The sequence below is a fragment of the Gloeocapsopsis sp. IPPAS B-1203 genome, from assembly GCF_002749975.1.
Classification (GTDB): Bacteria; Cyanobacteriota; Cyanobacteriia; order Cyanobacteriales; family Chroococcidiopsidaceae; genus Gloeocapsopsis.
This window is the reverse complement of record NZ_PEIG01000004.1, coordinates 42,894-61,703: the sequence shown is the minus strand read 5'-3', so window position 1 is coordinate 61,703 and position 18,810 is coordinate 42,894. Positions and strand designations below refer to the sequence as shown.

General features: G+C 40.3%; 8 protein-coding genes. 3 read left to right on the top strand and 5 right to left on the bottom strand.

What is annotated here, in order from left to right:
• Positions 1-30: 30 nt before the first annotated feature.
• Both CSQ79_RS08410 and CSQ79_RS08405 read right to left on the bottom strand, forming a co-directional pair.
• Complete coding sequence (locus CSQ79_RS08410) at positions 31-4,581, bottom strand: type I polyketide synthase (RefSeq protein ID WP_099700748.1); 4,551 nt, start codon at positions 4,579-4,581, stop codon at positions 31-33.
• Between the two features lie 3 nt (positions 4,582-4,584).
• A complete protein-coding gene (locus CSQ79_RS08405) occupies positions 4,585-9,951 on the bottom strand; it encodes a non-ribosomal peptide synthetase (RefSeq protein ID WP_099700747.1) in 5,367 nt (1,788 codons plus the stop codon).
• Positions 9,952-10,507: 556 nt separating this feature from the next.
• Between CSQ79_RS08405 and CSQ79_RS08400 the strand changes: the two genes are divergently transcribed.
• The 3 genes from CSQ79_RS08400 to CSQ79_RS08390 all read left to right on the top strand — a co-directional run bounded on the left by CSQ79_RS08400 (position 10,508) and on the right by CSQ79_RS08390 (position 15,643).
• On the top strand, positions 10,508-13,126 hold the full coding sequence (locus CSQ79_RS08400; protein ID WP_099700746.1) for a TonB-dependent receptor domain-containing protein: 2,619 nt from the start codon (positions 10,508-10,510) through the stop codon (positions 13,124-13,126).
• Positions 13,127-13,157: 31 nt separating this feature from the next.
• The gene (locus tag CSQ79_RS08395; RefSeq protein WP_289500898.1) at positions 13,158-14,141 is read left to right on the top strand and encodes an iron-siderophore ABC transporter substrate-binding protein; all 984 of its coding nucleotides are present in this window, start codon (positions 13,158-13,160) and stop codon (positions 14,139-14,141) included.
• 191 nt (positions 14,142-14,332) lie between these two features.
• A complete protein-coding gene (locus tag CSQ79_RS08390; RefSeq protein WP_099701018.1) occupies positions 14,333-15,643 on the top strand; it encodes an MFS transporter in 1,311 nt (436 codons plus the stop codon).
• 57 nt (positions 15,644-15,700) lie between these two features.
• Here the strand turns inward: CSQ79_RS08390 and CSQ79_RS08385 are convergent, their stop codons facing one another.
• The 3 genes from CSQ79_RS08385 to CSQ79_RS08375 form a co-directional block, all read right to left on the bottom strand.
• Positions 15,701-16,159: a hypothetical protein gene (locus CSQ79_RS08385; RefSeq protein WP_099700745.1), complete on the bottom strand. Its 459-nt coding sequence runs from the start codon at positions 16,157-16,159 to the stop codon at positions 15,701-15,703.
• A gap of 46 nt (positions 16,160-16,205) precedes the next feature.
• Complete coding sequence (locus CSQ79_RS08380) at positions 16,206-17,129, bottom strand: DMT family transporter (RefSeq protein ID WP_099700744.1); 924 nt, start codon at positions 17,127-17,129, stop codon at positions 16,206-16,208.
• 132 nt (positions 17,130-17,261) lie between these two features.
• Positions 17,262-18,809 carry an iron uptake porin gene (locus CSQ79_RS08375; protein WP_099700743.1) on the bottom strand — a complete coding sequence of 516 codons (1,548 nt, stop codon included), beginning with the start codon at positions 18,807-18,809 and terminating at the stop codon, positions 17,262-17,264.
• Position 18,810: the final 1 nt, after the last annotated feature.

Here is an 18,810-nt window from a genome sequence, read left to right as displayed (position 1 = left end):
ACTTGATCGACTTATTTAGTAAAATTCTGATTAAATACTTGATAAAATTGCCGCAGCTTCTTCATCAGTTAGTTGATTTAAATCTTCAATCATTTGATCTTCAATTGCTAAGGCTAGTTCTGCTACAGAAGGAGCAGTAAATAGGAGTTTAATAGAGATGTTAGTTTGAAACTCTTGCTGCAACTGAAAAACAAGTTGAGTCCCTATTAATGAATTACCACCTAAATCAAAGAAATCATCATGAATTCCTACTTTATCAATTCCCAATGTTTCTTGATAAAGTTTTGCAATTTTAGCTTCAATAGAATTCCGTGGCGCAACCTTATGTTGATTGTGTTGTGTTGAGGTAATTTTACTGGAATTATCTAATTGCTCTAATACACTTGATAGCCTAAAACCATTGTACTGAGCAATAACATCTTGAATGCTGCGTGTCGCGACAATGACTTGTGGTAATTGCCAAGAGAGAACTTTTTCAAAAGCCTTGACTCCCTCTAAAGATTTTATACCATATTGGGTACGCATTTGCTGAAACCAAGCTTGAATATCTGGAGCAAATGCTAGGAGTGAATCTTGCCAGTTATTTGCTTCCCACGTATCCCAATTAATTGCAACAGTAAATTTACCACGATTGTAAAAATTAGCTTGGGCAAAAGCATCAAGAAATGCATTCGCAGCACAATAATCTATTTGCCCTAAACCACCACAAATCGAAGTAATTGAAGAAAATAAAACAAAGAAATCTAAATTAATGTCCTGTAAAACATTATCTAATACAAGTGTCCCTTTTATCTTTGGTAGAAAAACTTTTTCTGCCATTTCTGGACTTTTTAATTGAATTAAGCCCGCCCCAGGAACTCCCGCAGCATGAATGACACCATGAATTTTCCCAAATCGCTGACAGGTTTGATTAACTACTGCTTGCATTTGTTCGTAGTTGGCAACATCAGCTTGCATCACTAAAACTTCAGCCCCTAATTCTTCAAGGCTTTGAATTGTCTGGATTTTGCTGCTAATAAGATCTTCTTTACCATAATGAGATAACCAATCTTGCCATTCGGTTTTTATAGGTAAACCCGAACGATTAATTAACACTAATTTAGCTTTTACTGTATTTGCTAAATACTGCGCAATTTCTAACCCAATTCCGCCCAATCCACCTGTAATCAGATAAACCCCTTCTTGACGTAACTTAGGAGTATTTGTTGCGTCTTTAACTGGTAACTTTTCAAAATATTGCACCCACCTTTGAGTTCCTCGATAGGCAATGATAGAGTCAGAAGATTGGCTAGTAATTTCTACAAACAAGCTATCAGTTAGTTGGTGCGATTGCGCGTAGCGCAGCGCCAGAGGCGATCGCTCAGTATCCAGCGCAATATCAATACTGCGACAAGTAATTGGATATTCTTGAGAAATAACTTTGCAGAGTCCAAGAATTGTTGCTTTACCTGGACACAACTTGTCGTCATCGTTTATGTATTGTAAGTGATTGGAGATAATGTCGATACTGATATTAGTTTTTTGTTCTCCTAATGATTGTGCTAAAAATAATAGACTCCAGAAACATTTTTGATCTTCCCATTCTAAATATTCATTAGATGTAACGCTCCAAAAATGAACAATATGTTGGGATTGATTGCGACTATAAACCTCTTTGAGCAAAATATCGTAATCGTCTCTGATTTCAGGATTAATTATATATTCTTGTTGATTGCATTTAGCAAATTTTTCTCCTTGCTTAACAATAACTACTTCTTGATTTGCTTGCTTGAGTCTTTCTACAACTTGGCAACCCACACCACGATCATCAAGGAATATTAACCAAGATTCTTTTGTCTTTATACTACTCTGATTTAAATATACAGACGATATCGTTCGCTTCCAGGAAGGTACATAAAACCAATCTTTGAAATCTAGTTTTTGATTGTGTTTGTTGCCCTCTATTTGAGCTTGTATCCAATAACGCTGACGCTCAAATGGATAAGTTGGCAAAGGAACACGATGACGTTTTTCATCAGAATAAAATCCAAACCAATTAATTTCAACTCCTGCTAACCAAAGTTGCCCTAAGGTATGAAGCAAGCAAGCGATATCAGATTTCTCTTCCTGGGGATGGCGGAGTGAAGGTAATACTAATTGTTGTGGAGATTGATGTTGCTTTATTAAAGTAGATAGTGTTCGCCCTGCACCTACTTCTAAGAAAATTCGGTTTTCTTCTTGCAATAGTGTCAAAATGCCTGTATTAAATAGCACTGTATGCCGTAGATGCTTTGCCCAGTAGTTAACATCTGTTGCTTGATCTGCTGTAATCCAGGTTCCCGTAAGATTTGAAATAAAAGGAATTTGTGGAGAATTTAATTTAATGTTTTTCAATTGCTCGATAAATGGTTCCAACACAGGTTCCATCATTTGAGAATGAAAAGCATGGGAAGTATGTAAGCGACGGTAGTTTACCCCCAAACTAATGAGTTTTTCCTCAAAAGCGTCTATTATTTCAAAACTACCTGAAACAACACATAAATTTGGCGCATTACTAGCAGCTAAAGATAAGTTTTCATGAAGTAATGGTTTTAGTTCTGCTTCTGATAAAGCAATAGAAACCATCGCGCCTGCTGGCATTTGTTGCATAAGTTTTCCACGCCAAGCAACCAAAGCAAGGGCGTCTTCAATTGATATAACGCCAGCAAGACAAGCCGCAACATATTCCCCAATGCTATGACCAATCATCGCTTGCGGAACAATGCCCCAAGACATCCATAATTTAGCCAAAGCATACTCAATGACGAATAACGCTGGTTGCGCTAAAGATGTTTGTTTGAGTTGTAGCGCTGCTTTCTCAGATTCACGAGGATAAATAATTGAACGCAAATCTAAACCTAAATGTGGTTTTAGTATAAGACAACATCGATCGACTTCTTCCTGAAATTGCTTATTATATTCGTAGAGTTCTCGTGCCATATTTATATATTGAGAACCCTGCCCAGGAAACATAAAAGTAATCGAGTTTGCTTCTGTAGGTGGTAATACCCTTTGTGGTTCTTTTGCCTTTAAAGCAGACACTGCATCGCTGATATTTTGACACACTACCATCCGACGATGGTTAAACTCTCTGCGCCCTATTTGCAGGGTATAAGCAACATCAGCAAGATTTAAATGAGGATTTTTTGTGAGATATGCCGCTAAATTGGCTGTAGCAGATTCTAAAGCTGTTTCACTCTTAGCAGAAAGAACGAGTAAATGCCAAGGATGAGCAGGGCTTGATGCTTCAACAACTGGTGCTTCTTCCAAAATTGCATGGGCATTCGTTCCACCAATACCGAGAGAACTAACACCTGCACGACGTGGTGGTCCATTTGCTTGCCATTGTCTCAATTCTGTATTGACATAAAAGGGAGTATTGGCAAAGTCAATTTTAGGATTGGGTTGGGCAAAATTTAAACTAGGCGGTATTAGTTGATGTTTTAAAGCTAAAGCAGTTTTGATTAAACCAGCAATTCCGGCGGCGGCGTCTAAATGCCCAATATTTGTTTTCACCGAAGCGATCGCACAAAAGTTATTTTTTTGGGTGCTAGTACGAAAAGCATTCGTCAAGGCAGAAATTTCAATCGGATCGCCTAAAGCTGTTCCTGTACCGTGCGCTTCAATATAATCTATTGTCTCAGGTTCCACACCCGCTAAAGCTAATGCCTCGATAATCGCTTCTGCTTGACCGTTTACACTCGGAGCCGTATAACCAACTTTACCAGCACCATCGTTATTAATTGCAGTACTGCGGATTGTGGCATAGATGTTGTCTCCATCAGAGATCGCATCCGATAACCGTTTTAAAACAACGACTCCCACACCATTACCAATAATCGTTCCTTGTGCATTGGCATCAAAAGCGCGACAATGACCATCAGGAGATAAAATTCCCCCTTCTTGATGCAAATATCCGGTTTTTTGAGGCACTCGAATCGAAATTCCACCCGCCAAAGCCATATCGCATTGATAGTTGAGTAAGCTTTGACAAGCTAATGATGTTGCGACTAACGATGTTGAGCAAGCAGTTTGTACTGTGAGGCTTGGTCCAGTTAGATTTAGTTTATAAGAAACACGCGTAGCCAGAAAATCTTTATCGTTCCCTAGTAATTTTTGGAAACTATGAGCTGAGCCGATTTGATCGTCATTAAAATTAAATGATAAATAGTTACTTAAACTTGCACCAGCATAAACGCCAATTCGACTTTCAGTGCGGAGTGAATCATAGCCAGCATCTTCTAAAGCTTCCCAAGCACATTCTAAGAATAATCGGTGTTGCGGATCGGTAATTTCTGCTTCTTTAGGGTTAAAGCCAAAAAATGCTGCATCAAATAAATCAATATCTTCTAATACAGCACCAACTTTTACAAAATTAGGATGATTAATTAACGTTGGAGATATCCCAGTAGCTATCAATTCCTCATCACTCAAGTGAGAGATAGATTCTACGCCAGTGCATAAATTTTGCCAAAATTCGGTGATATTTTTCGCGCCAGGAAATCGCCCAGCCATACCAACGATGGCAATACCTTCTAAACTATCATGATCTGTAGCGCTCATTATTTATCTACCTTGTCGCAATGATTGCCGACGCATTGATGCAATTTGTTTTTGGGCGCGGTTTTGAGTTTTGCCAAACATAGGTGGCGATAGTTGTTGATTCAAAGACTGCGCTAGCGAGTGAATTGTTGGATGTTGAAACATTGACACTACAGATATATCTCGCTGCAAGATATGACGCAGTTTGTTATTTACCTGAAGCATCATGATTGAGTGTCCACCTAAGTCAAAAAAGTTATCATGAATACCCACTTTCTCTAGCTGCAATACTTGTTGCCAAACTTGAGCGATCGCCTTTTCAATTTCAGACTGTGGTGGTTGGTAGTTTGTCCTTATTTCCAATCCTATTTGAGGTAAAGGTAAAGCACGACGGTCAATTTTACCATTAGTTGTTAAGGGAAATTCATCTAATACGACAAAAGCCGAAGGCACCATATATTCTGGAAGCTTTTCTTTGAGAAAGTCTCGCAATTCATTCACAAAAATGTTTGCTTTTTGTGTCAAAACTATATAGGCGACTAAGCAAGTTTGATCTTGGTTTAATTTGTCTTTAGCAACAACAATAGTTTCTCGTACTTGGGGATGCTGTTGCAGTACGGCTTCAATTTCTCCAATTTCTATCCGAAAACCGCGAATCTTTACTTGATAGTCAATTCTACCTAAAAATTCAATATTTCCATCAGAACGAAACCGCGCTAAATCTCCTGTTCTATAAAGTCGTTCACCTGCTACAAAAGGATTAGAAATAAACTTTTCTTTGGTTAAATCAGGTCGATTCCAATAACCTCGTGCTAGCCCAATACCACCAATATACAACTCTCCTGTAATTCCAATGGGAACAGGTTGCAAATGTTTATCTAAAATATATATTTGAGTATTAGCAATAGGACGACCAATTGGAACTATTTTATCATAAATATCTTTTTGACATTGCCATGCTGTAACATCAATTGATGCTTCTGTAGGTCCATAAAGATTGTGTAATTCAGCATTTAAACGTTCAAAAAAATGCTTTTGTAAATTAAAAGGTAATGCTTCACCGCTACAAATAACTTTTGCAATACTCTGACATTTTTCTAATGCTGGTTCCTCTAGAAAAGCTTGCAGCATTGAGGGGACAAAGTGAAGTATCGTTATCTTTTGCTGTGCAATGAGTTCGACAAGATAGCTAGCATCTTTATGTCCACCTGGTTTAGCAACTACCAAGCTTGCACCTGTGATTAAAGGTAAGAAAAATTCCCAAACAGAAACATCAAAGCTGAATGGCGTTTTTTGCAGAACGCGATCGCATGAAGTTAATTGATAAGTTTCTTGCATCCATAGCAAGCGATTACACAATCCTTGATGCACATTCATTGCGCCTTTGGGTTTACCTGTAGAACCAGAAGTATAAATGACATAAGCTAAATTTTCTGATTTTACGTCAACAACTGGGTTTGAACTACAATTCTCAAATACTGTATCTTCAGTATCAATACACACGACTTGCGCTCGATCTTCTAGCAATTGCTTCAAGCTGGGTTTTGTTAATAATAGTGATACTTGGGAATCTGCCAACATAAACGCTAAACGTTCTTTTGGATAAGTAGGATCTAAAGGAACATAAGCACCACCAGCTTTCAAGATGCCTAATATTCCTACTACCATCTCGATGGAACGTTCCATGCAAATACCAACCATGACATCTGGTTTAATGCCTAGTTTGATGAGATCATGTGCAAGTTTATTAGCACGTTGATTTAACTCACGATAGGTAAGTTGTCGATCTTCAAATATTAGAGCAATATTCTCTGGAGTTTTAGCTACTTGCTGTTCAAATAAATGATGAATGCAGGTATTTTGAGGATAATTTATCTGAGTATTATTCCAGTCATGTAATAAAGTCTGGCGTTCAGTAGGTGTTAACAATGGTAGTCGAGAAACACACTCGTTTGGATGAAGAACTATGGCTTCTAGTAAAGTTTGAAAATGCCCTATCATCCGACTGATAGTATCAGCTTTGAACAAATCAGTATTATATTCCAGTGTTCCTATCAATCCTGCTTCACCATCTATCATTGATAGAAAAAGATCAAACTTAGCTGTACCAGTATCCAGTTCTCTAGTTTTCCAACTTAACTCTGGTAGCACAATATTTGTTAAATCAGGATTTTGCAAAACAAACATTACCTGAAATAACGGGTGATAACTCAAATCTCGACTTGGCTGTAATTCTTCTACTAATTTCTCAAACGGTAAATCTTGGTGAATATAAGCATCAACTGCTACCTTACGTACTCGTTCGATTAATTCTTGAAAGCTGAGATTACTATCTAACTCAGTTCGTAAAACTAAAGTATTAATAAAACAGCCAATCAAGCTTTCTATTTGCGTACTATTACGATTTGCAATTGGCGAACCAATAACAATATCTTCTTGACCTGTATAGCGGTAAAGTAAAACGTTAAACGCCGCTAACAAAGTCATAAATAAAGTTCCGTTGAACTGCTTGAGATTATTAGTTAAAGCTAGAGATAATCTAAACTTTTGCTGCGCTCCTCGATAAGTTTGGATAGGTTGCCGCGAATAATCTGTAGGTAATTTTAAAACCGAAAGTCCGCTTAACTGTTGTTTCCAATAAGCTAGATGAGTTTCGACAACTTCACCTTGCAACCATTGTCTTTGCCAAGCAGTAAAATCTAAATATTGAATTTGTAGTTCTGGAAGTGAAGAGGATTTTCCGATAGAAGCTTGATAGAGTATTGATAACTCTTGAACCAAAACCTTAATTGACCAACCATCAGCAACGATATGATGCAACGTTAGTAATAGTATTGAATTATCTGGAGCCAGGTGTAATATTTTTGCCCGTAATAATGGAGCTTTTCCTAAGTTAAAAGGTGACTGGATTTCTTCTTGTGATAACTTTTGTATTTCAGCTTGTTGTTCCCCGTCAGACAGATGACGCAAATCTAATTGAGGTACAGTAATCGTGGCATGAGAAGAGATAATTTGAGCAGGTTCACTATTAACCACCTCAAAGCTGGTGCGTAAAATTTCGTGACGATGAATAATTTCCTGAAGACAGCTAATTAATATAGAAGCATCTAAACACCCCTCAATTTCAACTGCGATCGCAATATGATAAGCAGCATTATCTGGTTGCAGTTGATTGATAAACCACAACCGTTGTTGCGCATAAGAAAGGGGATAGTGAGGCTGATTCCTTTCAACTGTGGAGATAGTTGATACAACCGAATTGCCGGAAGTAATTTGCTCAAGAATCTGCTGTGCTAACTGAGTTATCGTGATACCTTCAAACAAATCAGCGATCGCGACAACAACCCCTAATTCCTCAACTCGATTTTTTAACTCAAAAACCTTTAAGGAATCTAACCCAAAACAAGTTAGTGGCTGCTGTAGATTTAACTGCTGAGGTGTATGCAGTATCCGCGCTACTAAACTTTGTAAATATGATTCAACGAGTTCTAGCCTTTGTGGAGAATCGACAGCCAGCAATTCTTCTCGCGTCAAATTCTTTGTACCTAATGCTGGCAAATTATCAAGAGTACGGCGTTGTTCAAGTGAGAGAGGAAGGAGGGAACCAAATCTGTTAAAGTCCCCCATTGGTGGGGGATTTAGGGGGCTATCAAAAATACTACTGCCAATAACCTCCAAACCCCCCGCCAAAAATTGCGCTTTAGTCGCACGGCGCTGAATCTTACCGCTAGAAGTCTTAGGAATAGTACCAGCTTTGATCAAAACTACTCCATAAACCTGAACTTCGTGTTCTTCTGTGACTGCTTGACGAATCGCAGCAGCAACTTCCTCTACATTAGGTTTGGCACGAAATTCGACTTCTTGCACAATAACAAGCCGTTCTTCACCAGCGATCTCAATCGTAAAAGCTGCAGAACTCCCTTGACGAAGTACAGAGTGACTACCTTCACTGGTTAATTCAATATCTTGTGGATAGAGGTTGCGTCCTCGAATGATAATTAAATCTTTTGCTCTACCTGTGATGAAAAGTTCACCCTCATGCAAAAATCCTAAATCGCCAGTCCGTAAAAATGGTCCTTCCGCTGTATCTTGCAGGTAAGCCTGGAAGGTTTGCGCTGTTTCCTCTAAACGATTCCAATAACCTTTTCCGATACTAGGGCTAGATACCCAAACTTCACCAACTTGATTTGCAGCACAACGAGTTAAATCGGAGTTGGCAATGATGATTTGCTGCTGTGGTAAACTACGACCGCAACTGACTAAAGATACTGAATTCTCTACACCAAGAGTTGCATCAACAATGTGGTTGCTTTCTAATGAAGATTTTTCGATAGTTTTTACCTTTGGTAAGGTAGTTTTGACACTACCCGACACCATCAAAGTTGCTTCCGCCATTCCATAGCAGGGATAGAAAGCTTCGGAACGAAAACCACATTCTGCAAAAGTTTGTGCAAAGCGTTCTAGAGTTTCGTGGCGAATTGGTTCCGCACCGTTAAAAGCGACACTCCAGCTACTCAAATCGAGTGTTGAGCGCTGTTCGGGAGTAATTTTTTGAGTACACAACTCGTAGGCAAAATTAGGCGCACCGCTAGTTGTTCCGCCATACTGAGAAATTGCGTGTAACCAACGATACGGTCGTTGCAGAAACAACGCAGGCGACATCATAATACAAGGAAAACCACCGTATAAGGGCTGGAGTACGCCCCCAATCAAGCCCATGTCATGATAAATTGGCAGCCAAGTCACGAATTTACTACTCGCTGAATGCTCCATATATAAGTAGGTAGCAGCTGCATTGTGGAGCAAATTGCCATGTGTCAGCATCACACCCTTAGGCGTACCCGTTGAGCCGGAAGTGTATTGTAAAAAGGCAAGAGTGTCTTGATTAATCGATGGTTCTTGCCATGCTTGGGTAATGTCGAGTGTCAGATTATCAGTCGCAAGCCATTTTAGCGACGTATCATTTACAGTTCCGAATAACGATTGTATTTGCCCTAACGCCTGAGATGTACTCAGAACAATTGCCGCTTGTGCATCTTGCAGTATTGATAAGATTCGGGGGGTATTGCGTTGATTTCGTGGTGGATAAGCTGGAACGGCTACCACTCCAGCAGATAAGCATCCGAAGAAAGCCGCTAAATAATCTAACCCTGGTGGATACAGCAATAAGGCGCGTTCCCCAGTTAAACCTAAAGCTTGGAGTTGTACTGCGATCGCATGCGATCGCCACTCTAATTCTCGGTATGTCCATGTTACTGCTTGCTGCTCCCCATCTACCAAAAAGGTAAACGCTGCTGCATCCGGTTGTGTAGCACTTTGATACCGTAATATTTCTACGACACTAGAATACTGACCAAAAAGACATTCCAAACCACTCACAGGCTGAATCATTGCACTTTTAAAACCTTGATGCAGAAAATTACACAGTTGACAGCACTTTTGCAGGACGGGAAAGCAAGAATTAAAACTTCATTACAAATAAAATGGAACCACGAGGAATCCAAGACAAAGGAATAAATTGCTGTTGTCAAAAATACTGTAGAGCTATCGTCGCTTGAATCCTTACGCCAATAGATGAGAATTTATTTCAACTGCTCTTATACACTTAATGCAATTTCTTACTTTTTACAATCCCCAAAGAATAAAAATTTGTTATATTTGCTACAAAATTAATTGCCTGCTATTATCAATAGCTGTTTACTACCTAAGATAGAGGTATAAAATTTAAAGGTCAAGAACAAAAATTGTTAAGTAAGGTATGTCAGCGAACTTCACAAGCTGTACGTGGAAGCCGTGCATGCTCACACTAAGAAATATATGACAAGTATTTTCAACAAACCCAAGATAGAGTATAAATTTATTTGCATCTAAGGTTAGCTGTTTATAGCGATAAGTTTTGGCGTTGTTAACTGCGGTGTGAAGGTAGCGATTCGGTGCAAGAAAAATAATGAATGTCAAATTATTGCCAAGTTTGTTTTTAGCAGGTTCAATTATTGCTGTCTTATCGACTAGTGCAAATTGTGCAGAGGCGCAGGTTTTAGCACAAAGTTCTAGAGATGTATCAACGTTAGCTAAGCCACTTAAGACAGCACAGCTGATGCGATCGCCAATTGTGGAGATTAGCAACGTCAGAGTGGAACAAACCGACCAAGGTTTGGAAGTTATTCTCGAAACAACCCAAGGCGAACAGTTGCAAGTGACACCTCTAAGTGAGGGTAATGTATTAACTGCTGACATTCAATCAGCACAACTGCGTTTATCATCAGGAGAATTTCGTCAAAGTAATCCAGTTTCAGGAATTGCGGAGATCGCACTGATAAACCTTGATAACCAAACAATTCGACTGGTAGTCACAGGTACGCAAGGTGTTCCTACACTAGATTTATTTGACAGCGATGAAGGTTTGATTTTAGGTGTAACACCAAGTACAACAACATCAACCGCACCAACGCCACCCCAGCCAGATACAACTCAATCCGAACAATTACCTGATGACGAAGCAATTGAACTCGTCGTGACAGCAACGCGCACCGAAGAAGAATTACAAAATGTTCCGCGTACTGTAACAATTATTGAACGAGAACAGATTGAGCAATTAGCTCCAGTATCGAGAGGCTTAGACGATATTATCGGTAAATTGACTCCTGGCGCAGCTCCACCAACAGGAACTATCAGAAATTCAACGATACGCGGTCGTCCACCCCAAGTCTTAATCGATGGTGTTCCCGTCACCTCAAATGATAGTAATGTCGGCTATCAACGCGACCTGAGAAGTATTGCACCGAGTGCAGTAGAACGAATTGAAGTTGTGCGTGGTCCTTCTGCGGTGTATGGAGATGGTGGAACAGGAGGGGTGATTAATATTATTACCCGCAGACCAACTGAAGACAGATTAGTTTCCGAAACTCAGGTAGGTATTGAGGCGGCGGACAATTTAGCATCTGACAGTTTTGGCAATTTCTTCAGTCATTCAATTTCAATTGCTGAAGGTAACTTTGATGTTTTTGCGCTGTTGTCGCGCCGAACGACGGGGATTAATTATGATGCTGAAGGTTCGCGCATTCCTTTCGATGAAAATACGGCAGAAACTGCCACAACGCAAGCATTGGGTAAAGTCGGGGTACGCTTTGACGAAAACCAACGCTTACAACTGACGGCAAATTTAACACGCGATCGCAATGACCCCAGTATCACCTCTGACCTCAGCGTAGACTTGTTACCTTTTGAGCGTAAAGCCCGTGCGATTCCTTTTGACCCGATATATATCGGAGTTGACCCACCACGAACTTTAAACTATGCCCTAACGCTTGACTACAATCACGCCGACTTATTTGGGAGTGAATTAAATGCTCAAGTTTACTACCGCTACACGCGCATTGTCCCAACATTCTTTGATGGTAGACCCTTTGATGACCCCTTAGGAATTACAACCCGCAACGCAATTGATGACAAGTGGGGTGCAAGATTTCAAGTTGAAACTCCTGTCTTTAACACGGCAAACTTGCTGTGGGGAGTTGACTATTCAAATGCCAATTTAGAAGATGAATTATCGATCTTCGACGCCGATGAATTTGATGCAACTGGCGGTCGAGTTTTACGTGTTGCTGAAACTCGTACATTCTATCCCCGTTTTAGTATTGAAAACCTTGGTTTATTTGGACAACTTCAATGGGACGTCAGCGAACAATGGTTGTTAAGTGGTGGCTTGCGCTACGAACGCTTTGGAATTGATGTCCCCGACTTTACTAATCAATTTCTCGAACCAATCGAGGGTGGTAATCGTACCTTGGACGATGTGGTTTTCAATAGCGGAGTTGTCTTCAAACCGAGTGATACGATCAGTCTTTATGCTAACTTTGCGCAAGGTTTTTCGCTAGCACCAATTGCCCGAATTCTTTTTTCTAATGCAACTACAGGGTTTCGGTTTGATCGCGATGTTGATATTTCCGAACCGCAGAAAGTAAATAACTACGAAATTGGTATTCGGGGAAACTGGAACACAGTGCAAGCATCGCTAGCTGGATTCTACAGTCAATCTGACTTAGGAACAACTTTAGTTGAAAATCCTGAGTTACCTGGGACTTTGCTTCTAGCACGCGCACCCCAAAGAAATTATGGTATTGAAGCAGCGATTGACTGGCAAGCAACAACCGCACTTGCACTGGGAGGTTCTTTGACATGGCAAGAAGGTGAGAACGATCTTGAGGGTGATGGCAATTATCAAGCACTCAATTCTGCAGAAGTCTCGCCGATTAAACTCACGGCTTATCTACAACATCAAACAACCCCTGGCTGGCGCAACCGTTTGCAAGCGTTATATATTGGCGATCGCGATCGCGGTTTTGAAGCTGGTTCAGATAATGGATCAATCGATGGCTATTTCGTCTTGGACTACATCAGTAGTATTCAACTTGGTGCAGGCACAATTGATATTGGCATTGAAAATTTACTCGATACCCAATACACTCCTGTTTTCAATCAATTCCAAGGTGATTTTCTCGGTAATTCTTATCGGTTTCCAGCACGAGGGAGAACTCTTAGTGTTAATTACCGCATAACTTGGTAATTCATCATAATTTAACCCTTGGGTAGTCAGGATGAAGAGAAATATACATCATTTTTTTCAGTTTGTTTTACTTGTGACTTTCACTTATCTTTTAGTGATAGCTTGCTCAAACCAAATTGCTACTAAAGGCAACCCAAGGGGACAATTTACAACATCAGAATGTCAAGTTACAAAACATCAGTTGGGAGAAAGTTGTATTCCTACAAATCCCCAACGAATTATAGTGACAGATGAAACCATTTTAGATGCTGTAGTTGGCTTAGGATTCAAACCAATTGCTGCTGCTGAATCGAATGCTTTAGGTAGTAGAGGTCGTCAGTTTGGTAACAAAATTGAGGGGATAATTTCTATTGGTAAAGAAAGCCTACTTAATCTAGAAAAAATTGTGGAATTACAACCAGATTTAATCTTAGGGCTAGAAATTGGTGCAGAAAATTACGGAATTCTTTCAAAAATAGCTCCAACAGTATCGATACAATTTGATGAAACAGCTTGGAAAGAAACCTTGCAACTACTCGGCAAAATGCTAAATAGAGAAGCGCAAGCTTCGCAAGCATTAAACTTGTATCAACAGCGCGTAGAAAACTTGCGAATAGAAATTGCACAAAAGCATCAAAATACTGAAGTTTCTATTATTCGTTTCTATGGAGGGTCGCCTCTAACGCAGTTTCAAAATCAATTTTCATTTCCTGTCAAAATTTTAGAAGAAGTTGGGCTTTCTATACCAGAAGCACAAAAAAAAGTCAGCAATCCTGCTCAAAGTTATGTATCAGTAGGTTTAGAAAGTATAGAATTACTTGATGCTGATGTCATGTTTGTAGCACTTGATCCAGGTTCGGAAAAGAATTTTAAAAGATATCGCGATAATCAAATTTGGCAATTACTTAATGTTGTTAAAAATGACCGTATTTATACAGTTGATTCAGGGTATTGGATTGTTGGTAATATCTTATGTGCGAATGCTATTTTAGATGATATTTATAAATACCTACTGAGTGCAGAATCACAATATTAGATAATCAATAAGTAAGTGAAGATAAACATAGCTTAAAGGTTATTCATTGGTAATTGGGTTAGAAAAGTTTTGAATGCGTGTTAGCGAAGAAAGGTGCCGGAGGTATTTATTACAAGATTTTTTTAACTCATAACTCCCCATTACCAATTACCAATTACCAATTACCAATTACCCATTATCCAAAATACAAAATGTCACCTTCTCCCAGCCTGCGTAACTTTATTATTGTCTGGAGCGGTCAGCTAGTTTCTACAATTGGCAGTACAATGAGTACCTTTGCCTTTAATATTTGGGCATGGGAATTTAGCGGTCAAGTGACTTCTTTAGCGTTAGTAGATATCTTTACACTGCTACCTAGTATCTTATTTAGTCCGATCGCTGGGGTAATTGTAGATCGATGTAATCGTAAATTACTGATGGTGTTGGGTGATACGATTACTGTCACTTTAACCGTAATGATCGTCTTGTTGTATCTCAATAATCAGTTGCAAGTATGGCATTTATATATTACAGGTGCGATCGCGGGAACTTTTAATCAAATTCAGTGGCTTGCCTACTCGGCATCAGTTTCATTAATGGTTCCAGCAAAGCATTATGCCCGTGCCAGTAGTCTAGATTTTGTATCGGGTTATGGTGCTAATATTGTTGGTCCAGCATTAGCAGGATATCTTTATTATTCAATTGGCTTAGCTGGCATTTGTGTGATTGATGTTGTGACTTTTTTAATTGCTATCAGTAGCATATTACTTGTCAAAGTTCCTCAACCTTCCCCACAGGAAGCCGAAAGTCAAATTAATCCGAATATTTGGCGAGAATTTGTGTTTGGGATGCGTTACATTCGCGCACGCCGAGGGATGCTTGCACTGCTTATTGCCGGATTCTTATTTTGGCTACCCTATGATATCTGTGATTTGCTTTACACCCCAATGATTTTGTCACGTAGCAGCAACGATACTGTCGTTCTGGGTAGCTTAGCATCAGCAGCCGGTGTTGGTGGTGTGATTGGCGCTTTAGTTATTAGCCGCTGGGGTGGTTTCAAGCGCCGGATTAAAGGAGTCTTAATTGGTATGGCTGGAATTGGTTTGAGTAAAACTGTGTTGGGGTTAGGTAAAACACCTTGGATTTGGATGTTGGCTCAGTTTAGCGCCTCGCTGTATGCTCCTTTAAGTGGCAGTTCTACTACGGCGATTTGGATGGCAAAAGTTCACCCCAACATTCAAGGGCGCGTGTTTGCTGCACGTTCTTTAGTTGAGCAATTAACTTCAGCGTTCGCCTACTTAGTTGCTGGATTACTAGCTGACAATGTTTTTGCACCTGCAATGCAGCCAGGAGGTATGCTAACACCATTTTTTGGCAGATTATTTGGCACGGGTACAGGCGCTGGTATATCTGTGCTATACGTCATCTGTGCTTTGTGTATGTCTTTAGTAGGCTTATGCGGGTATCAGTTTCACTCACTGCGAAATGTCGAGGATTTGCTACTCGATCAGGATGCAGGCTAATCATATAACGTCCGGTTAAACATTTTCACTCGCCCCTCGCTCCTAGCTCCTAGCCCCTCAGTTATACTGCGGATCGCTTAACTCTTTCCATTTTGCTTCGGCGGCTTGATATGCTGCTAAGTATTCCGCACCACCCAACATGACATCACCATAGTATTCATAAGGTGCAGCACCGTAAACTGGCAGGGGATTGTCTTCAGGATAATCTTCTTGTGCTTCTTCTATGGCGGCTTTGAGTTGCTTTACTGTCAGTTGCTGTGCAGGATAGTAGTAAAGATCTTGTGCTTTGTGATTTAAAAAAGGCAGTGTCGGATCAATAATTTGTTCTTCGAGTTCAATCCAGCTATGTTCGATGATGCGATAAGGTTTTGCTGCTAAAACTAAAAAGCCTTGAACATACAGCGCGCCTTCAGTAGCTAAGGCTGCTTTATAGGCGTTATCAAAGCTGTCTTTAGCTTTACTTTTGATATTATTGGCGATTTCTCTAGAAACAGTTTCATCTAATTGTTTACTCATAAGTAGATAGGGTAAAGATAAGAGTATATCTACCAAGCTACTGCATTTAATGCGATCTCCCTAAAGCGATCGCCATTGAACCACTCACAACTAAAATGGCTCCAATCAAGCCTAACAATGTTAATTGTTCGCTGGCAATCCACTTAGGAAGGAGTGATGATACTATCTCTACGGATGCCAAAGTTACAACTGGAGTTAATGCAAGAACTGCACTCACCCGCGAAGCTTCCCAATGTTCGAGGGCTTCAGCAAATGCACCATAGGCAATCAAAGTATTTAATCCACAAAATAGTAGCGTTCCCCAGTGTAAAAGACTCAGCGTCAGAATTGTTGACGGTGTCGCCACAGGCGTAAATAGCAGCGCACAACCACCGTAGATCAGTAGCATTACGTTTGCGGAAGAAAGCGATCGCAGTAATTGTTTCTGTGCTAAAGCATAAACTGCCCAAGCTGCGGCTGCGAGTACAAGAATACCACTACCAACAAGATAGGTAGAATTTGCTGTGAGTAAACTCTGCAATTGCTCATTAAAGAACAACACTAAACCAAGCACAAGGATACTCAACCCGATGGATTGATAGCGGTTAAAGCGTTCTTTAAAAAATGCGATCGCACCTATACCAAATAATACTGGTGCAAGTTGAATTAAGACTTGGGCATTTGCAGGCGATGTTAGCGTTAAACCTTGTACGAAGAGTAAGTAATTTATTCCTAAAAATACTGTTGCAACTACAATAAGCCCTAACCCAGCATTGCGGAGTTTTTGCCATTGTGGTAACTGCTGGCGGCTAGCTAAATAAATTGCGAGTAACCCAAAAGAAATTAAAAATCGAAACCAAGTGAGTGTATAAACATCAAGTGCTTGGAGTGTTACTGATAAAGCAATGGGTAAAATTCCCCACAAGAAAACTGTCAATAGCGATAAGGCTAAACCTAAGCGCCATCGACTTGAACAGAAGTGCGATCGCATTTGTATTTAATGAAACTGAACTACACCAGCTTGTGTTTATTTATTTATATCTTGAACTCACCGTAGTTACGCTTCTAGCAATAGACTGAAACACTCTTACCAATCACCAATCACCAATTACCCATTACCACTTCAAAATTCAAACGTCGTGCGGACAGTTCCTACATAAATCGTGTCATTATCTGCATCGTGTTCGGGATTAGTAATCATAAAAACACCAGGAGTAATTGCTAAGTTGTCATTAACTTGAAAGCGGTAGAAAGCTTCGAGGTGTAGAGAACTACTGTCTTCTTCTAAATCTGTATCAAGTTGATTACTCACGACTTTTGGCGGTAAACCAATAATGATACCCGCTAAATTATCTTCTCCGGCTAAGTCAGGGAAAGCAAGCGACACAGCCCAAGTGAAAATATCTGCTGCAGGGTTGTTGTCAAGATCGGTTGCGGTTGCTTGAATTAAACCAACTCTACCCCCAAGTGTAAAATTCGGACTCACTTGTAATGCGGCTTCGACACCATACGAGTTTCCCGTAATCGCATCTGCATCACCATCAAACGGATCGTTGGATAATTCGCTTCCTGTACCTGTACTAATGCTGTTGTACGAGCGAACATAAGTTAAACCAAGATTTAAAGTGTCGATCGGTTGTACAGTTAACTGCGCGATCGCTGCATAGGGACTTTGCCAAATACCTACTTCTGGATCAGTTGCTGCACTCGTTGCAATGCCAAGTTCGAGGGTAACTGCATCACTAAAACTATAAGCAAAACTGGCACCAGGCGCACCGCCTTGACGTCGCACTGGATTTTCTCGCGCAAACAGCGAAACTGCACCCGAACCGCTACTACCATATAACGGATTCACGTTAGTGACAAAATCTCCCAAGCCTCCACCAACAAAACTCAAATAACCTTGGGCGCGATCGCCTAGCGAAAAAGCATAATCCATCCGACTTACTTCTATGCGATTTTCGCTATTACCATCAAACCCCAAATTTGCCATTGGCGTACCTGCCGCATCTTCTAATTCAGGGATATTACGCGCTTGCAAACGCACTCGGAAGGCATCGGAACCAGAGAAACTAGTAATAAAGTTGAGCCGGACGCGATTGCTGAGTGTAATGCTATCATCAATCTCCTCATCGCTACCATCAGCTTTGCGATCGCCAGTAACGCCACTCACCGCAAATAAAACTTCGCCTTCAAGTCGGGTGGTTGTCGAAAATTGTTGTGCTTCAAGTTCAGCAGTACGGGCTTCGAGTTGATCGACACTTCCTTGTACTGTCGCTAATTCTTGCGCAAACTCAGCTTGTAATCGTTGTAAAGTATCAAGGTCTGCTTGACGAATTGCATCTGTTGTGGCTGCTGTAATCAAAGAATTGATCTGTTCTAAACAAGCATTCAACCCCGCTGCAAACTCATATCGAGTTAAAGCGCGATCGCCGCGATATGTTCCATCGGGATAACCTGCAATACAACCATAGCGTTCTACCAACGCACGCAGCGATTGAAATGCCCAATCATTAGGTGCTACATCAGATAACTGAGACACCGATGTCACTTGTGCAAGTGGCTCGGTAGTGCTAGAAATTTCTAATGCACTAACAGGAGCATTTGTCAAGACTGAAAAAACACCTAATACGGTGAGTTGTGTTAATATTTTGGTTGATGTTATTGTCATT